We start from the raw sequence: 4,411 nt of genomic DNA, 5'->3' as shown, positions 1-4,411 counted from the left end.
AATATTCTTCCTGCACCATGTGGTGCTGAATAGTTCCATTCCCTATTTCCTTTACCTATACCTAGAATAGATCCATCTTTCATATTCATAGGAATAAGAACCTTCTCACCTTTCACTGCTCGTATAGCCCCTTTTCTTAATATCATCTCATTGATATCTATGTAGTTATGAATGGTATGAAAAGAGTCGATTTCTGTAAGAGATGCCTTTCCCATTATCATACTGGCTATTAGTTCTCTATTTCTCATCGCATACTTCTGACATATCTCTATATCATGAAGATAATCAGTTAATGCCTCCCCATATAACCAGCACAAATCTTCTGGGATATCTAAAATTCCATAACCTTCCTTAAGTTCCTCTAATGCGTGATTGATTTCCTTGCTTTTCCCAAGTTCTTTATATTCTTTAATGATTTCCTGGCGTCTTAATATATATTCATCCCATCCTCTATGTAGATGAATGGCACGTCTTTGATATATTTCTGCAACCTGCTTTCCTAAATTACGACTGCCTGAATGAATAACCAAATAATAATCTCCTGATTTAGACTGTTCAATCTCTATAAAATGATTCCCTCCACCTAGTGTTCCTAAAGACTTTTCTAGATGAGATAACTTCTTAAGAGATGAATAACATTTTAACTCAGATAAATCAAATGTTTCTATAGGAGTTTCCCATACATTCATTCCTGAAGGAATCCATGAACATACTTCATCAACCTTCTTAAAATCAATTTCTTTATTTAATAATTTCACTGTATACATCCCACAGCCTATATCTACACCTACAATATTAGGACATACCTTATCCTTAATAGTCATTGTCGTACCAATTGTACAACCTTTTCCCGCATGTACATCTGGCATGATACGAATCTGACTTCCTAATGTAAGATCATAATCACACATTCTTTTAATCTGTTCTAAAGCTTTTTCATCTATCTGTGATGCAAAACATATCGCATTATTTTTCTTTCCTCTTATTTCTAGCATTGTTCTCACCTCAACAACATCATAGAGAATAAGACGCTGATTATCATGGACAAAAAGTTGCGAACTATAGTAAAACCATATACAAGGAGGGAAATCCCATGTTTGATCTAATGTTTACAATAGTTCCTGTACTAGTAATAGGAATGTTCATCTATGTTATAGTCAGTGGTATTGGTTCCTGGCATAAGAATAATAATTCACCACGTTTAAGTGTTCCAGTAAAGATAGTCACTAAACGTGCAGATACTATGTATACACACCACGAGGATATGATGTCATCATCACATACAACCTACTACGTGACTTTTGAAGTAGAAAGTGGCGATAGAATAGAACCTGTAGTACCAAGTAGTGAATATGGATTCATGGTAGAAGGAGATCAAAGAAAACTTACTTTCCAGGGAACAAGATATATATCATTTGATAGAAATTACTAAAAGGGCGAATTATCGCCCTTTTTAAATGGAATATGCTTTTTGTTTCTTTAATCTTTGTCTTATGAGTTGTTTGAATTCTAAAGGTTCTATTACTTTAATCATAGGACCAAATGACAACAATCGAATCACCATCTCTGTCTCATCTGATTCATCATAGAATAGCTTCACTAAATAAGTATTTTCTTTTTTCTCTGTCTCTTTTTTAAAATGTGCAAAGTGAAGAAGAACTCTATCCAGTGTATTTCTTTCATCCTTTACTTCTATCAAGACATATTTTTCTACTCTTTGTTTATTTGTAGTAGAAACATTATTGTTAGCCAAATGACATTCTTCTATTCTTGAAACATTGATCACTGTTCCATCATATGCAACTAAACGGAACTTATCATCCTTCTCTGAATATTCTAATAGCTGTGGTAAAACAAAACTTGTTTTCTGCTTCGTTTTCCATACAACAACTAGACCAGACTTCTCTTTAATGGCCTGCATGATGATATGAAAATTCTTCTGATATTGTAAGTCTGTATAAGAATCACCATCACTATATTGATCGTAAATATAAATATCATCAGGTGTAAAGAGTGGTTCTACATCATCTAGGAAAGACCAGGAATAAGAAAAAAGCTGCATACGGGGATCTAATGAAATAGCCTTTAACCATCTCTTTTGAAGGAGTGTCAATGGATAAGTAGAGACATCTATATTCTTTATAGGCCATCTTTCTAACACTTCCTCCAACATCATGAAACTTTCTTTAAATGCATTCTCATTTATTATTTCATGTGTATGAGTAAATGAAGACTGTATAAGACAAGTCACTGTCTTATAGTAAAGACTATATATTTCGTGAAATATCATCTTCATCCTCCTCATAATAACGATACATCTCTTCTAAATCTTTTTTAAATTGTTTTTCTACTTCTTTATTCGATATAGAAATAGATTGAATACGACATATAAATGTACGAATCCAGGGAATCATTTCCTTTACATCATATACTTCTGCATAAAAACGACTTGTATTCTCATTTAGTCTTTCTACATATCCACATCTTTTTTCACGCAATAATCGTCTATATATATGTTCTTCCCATGGTTCATGGTGTAGAGTAAATTCTACTGTTTCTAAAGAACCATTAGATAAACTTACACCCCATAGATGTTTCTTCATTTCTTCTAACTCTTTTCTATATATCTCAAAGTCTTCTGCTTCTTCTAGAGATTTAATAGAAATAATATGATCTAGACGAAATGAATACATCTTTTTATTTTTACACATATAAGCTATCAAATATTGTCTGCCATCCTGCACACTTATAAATATACTAAGAGGGATTACCTTTATTCTATTATTTGATGTTCTTATCGATACATACTTATGCTGATGTATCGCATTGAGTAAATCATAAAGCACTTCACTGTCTAATACATGAGTGAGGTAATGATGTTTAAAACCAAAAAGAGAATCTTCTTTCTCCTGCTTATCAAGTATATAAGAACCAATCACACCACACGGAGATACTTCACTAAAGAAATCAAGAATATCATGAGGAATGATATAATCTTTACTTAATTGATAATAGATTTTCTTTCCTTTCTTATTTGTGATAAGAAGTCCTTCCTTGACATATTCTTTTAGTTTCTTTCTAAGTGTTGATTCATCATAGAGATACGTATGATTTGTCTTCTCATCTATTTGATCCATAAGTTCACTCATGGATAAAGGTGTATGAAGTAAGTCTAATATAAGAAAGTGAAGAATGATATCATGATCAGTAAAGCTTTTTGTTTTCCATACTCTATATAAGGGATTATGCTGGGTGATACGTGTATCAATAGATAAGTAAGGAACCTTACCAACTGGTGTTATATGATAATCAATATAATCACTCATATAGCTTTCTATACGTCTTTTTTCATTATCATAAGAACGTGCACTTTTAATTGTATAGTCCTGACGACTCTTGAATCCATTGATATAGAATTCTCTAATATACTCGCGTATTTTATTAAAGTTCTTAACTGGTTCCTGATACATAAGTTCATCTCCTCTTATAAATAATACATATCCATCATATGCATAACAGCATCACAAGCCTCATCAAAACTAATGTCCGCAGCATATTCAAAATTTTTCTGATAAGTCCTCCATTGACTATTCATCACGCCACTCTTTTTAACAACGGCAATGATGTTCTTATAATCCCTGAGGACTTCTGAAGTACCTCTCTTTTTCGATGTTGCGTCAAGTGCTGCCTTCAAATACTCTGGTTCAATATTTTTATACTGCAGCTTCATAAGAATATAAACATCATAATAATCTCTTAATCTAGTATTCTGGTCACCTCTTGAAACAATAGATTCTAACTTTTCTGCCATAATTGTTTCCAGATTATAAGCGAGTACAGAGATTTCTTTATCCTCCAATAACAACTTATACCCATATCTTATTGCTTCAGGTGTAACTTTATCCCCCGTAGTAATATCCAGTTTCAAAGGCACAGCCATTGGTGGATAATTAGCAGATATTGAAACACGATATCCCGTATATTTGTCGCCCTCTCGAATTTCACATATTTTCTTTAATTCAAAAGTTATATTATCATGTAAATCAGTATTACATATATCAAAAAACATCTTTTTAATACTTTCTTCATTAACTGGCCAATCTTTAATTGATGCATCCATATCCATAGTAGCTCTAGTATCTAAGCCCACCATTGCAGCTATAAGAAAACCACCTTTCAATACAAAATTATGATGATACTTTGAAATAGAAATTCGCTCTAACAAACGCCCCAACGTGAACTACCTCGACTTAATACTCCGTATTTGAAGTCAAGGCTTCTAGGATGCTTACGCATCCGTTTAAGAAGTTTGATATTTAAGTCTCCACCTATTGCTAGGCAATCCTTATTCTTATTGCGTGTCCACTTCGCCTCTACTGTATAGGATGTTTACATCCACAACGCTACTTTT

At 32.8% G+C, this 4,411-nt stretch carries 5 protein-coding genes; 1 reads left to right on the top strand and 4 read right to left on the bottom strand.

Annotated features, from left to right (window positions below; genetic code table 11):
- A partial coding sequence (locus B2S90_RS03000; protein WP_286696524.1) for an RtcB family protein occupies positions 1–995 on the bottom strand: 995 nt, incomplete at its 3' end.
- A 98-nt stretch (positions 996–1,093) separates the two neighbouring features.
- Here B2S90_RS03000 and B2S90_RS02995 point away from each other — a divergent pair.
- Positions 1,094–1,432, top strand: coding sequence for a DUF2500 domain-containing protein (locus B2S90_RS02995; RefSeq protein ID WP_279068066.1), 339 nt, complete (start codon positions 1,094–1,096; stop codon positions 1,430–1,432).
- A gap of 21 nt (positions 1,433–1,453) precedes the next feature.
- Here B2S90_RS02995 and B2S90_RS02990 read toward each other — a convergent pair whose 3' ends face one another.
- From B2S90_RS02990 to B2S90_RS02980, 3 genes are read right to left on the bottom strand one after another with little or no spacing between them, the layout of a single operon-like run.
- Positions 1,454–2,290 (bottom strand): WYL domain-containing protein, encoded by an 837-nt coding sequence (locus B2S90_RS02990; RefSeq protein ID WP_286696523.1) that lies wholly within the window; start codon positions 2,288–2,290, stop codon positions 1,454–1,456.
- Complete coding sequence (locus B2S90_RS02985) at positions 2,268–3,470, bottom strand: WYL domain-containing transcriptional regulator (RefSeq protein ID WP_286696522.1); 1,203 nt, start codon at positions 3,468–3,470, stop codon at positions 2,268–2,270. Before B2S90_RS02985 ends, B2S90_RS02990 begins: the two co-directional genes overlap by 23 nt.
- A gap of 14 nt (positions 3,471–3,484) precedes the next feature.
- Complete coding sequence (locus B2S90_RS02980; protein ID WP_286696521.1) at positions 3,485–4,234, bottom strand: nucleotidyl transferase AbiEii/AbiGii toxin family protein; 750 nt, start codon at positions 4,232–4,234, stop codon at positions 3,485–3,487.
- Between the last annotated feature and the right edge of the window lie 177 nt (positions 4,235–4,411).

Source organism: Catenibacterium sp. UBA627, assembly GCF_002299355.1.
GTDB classification, from domain to species: Bacteria; Bacillota_I; Bacilli_A; order Erysipelotrichales; family Coprobacillaceae; genus Catenibacterium; species Catenibacterium mitsuoka.
The sequence above is the reverse complement of the archived record's forward strand: the minus strand, read 5'-3'. Positions and strand labels throughout refer to the sequence as shown.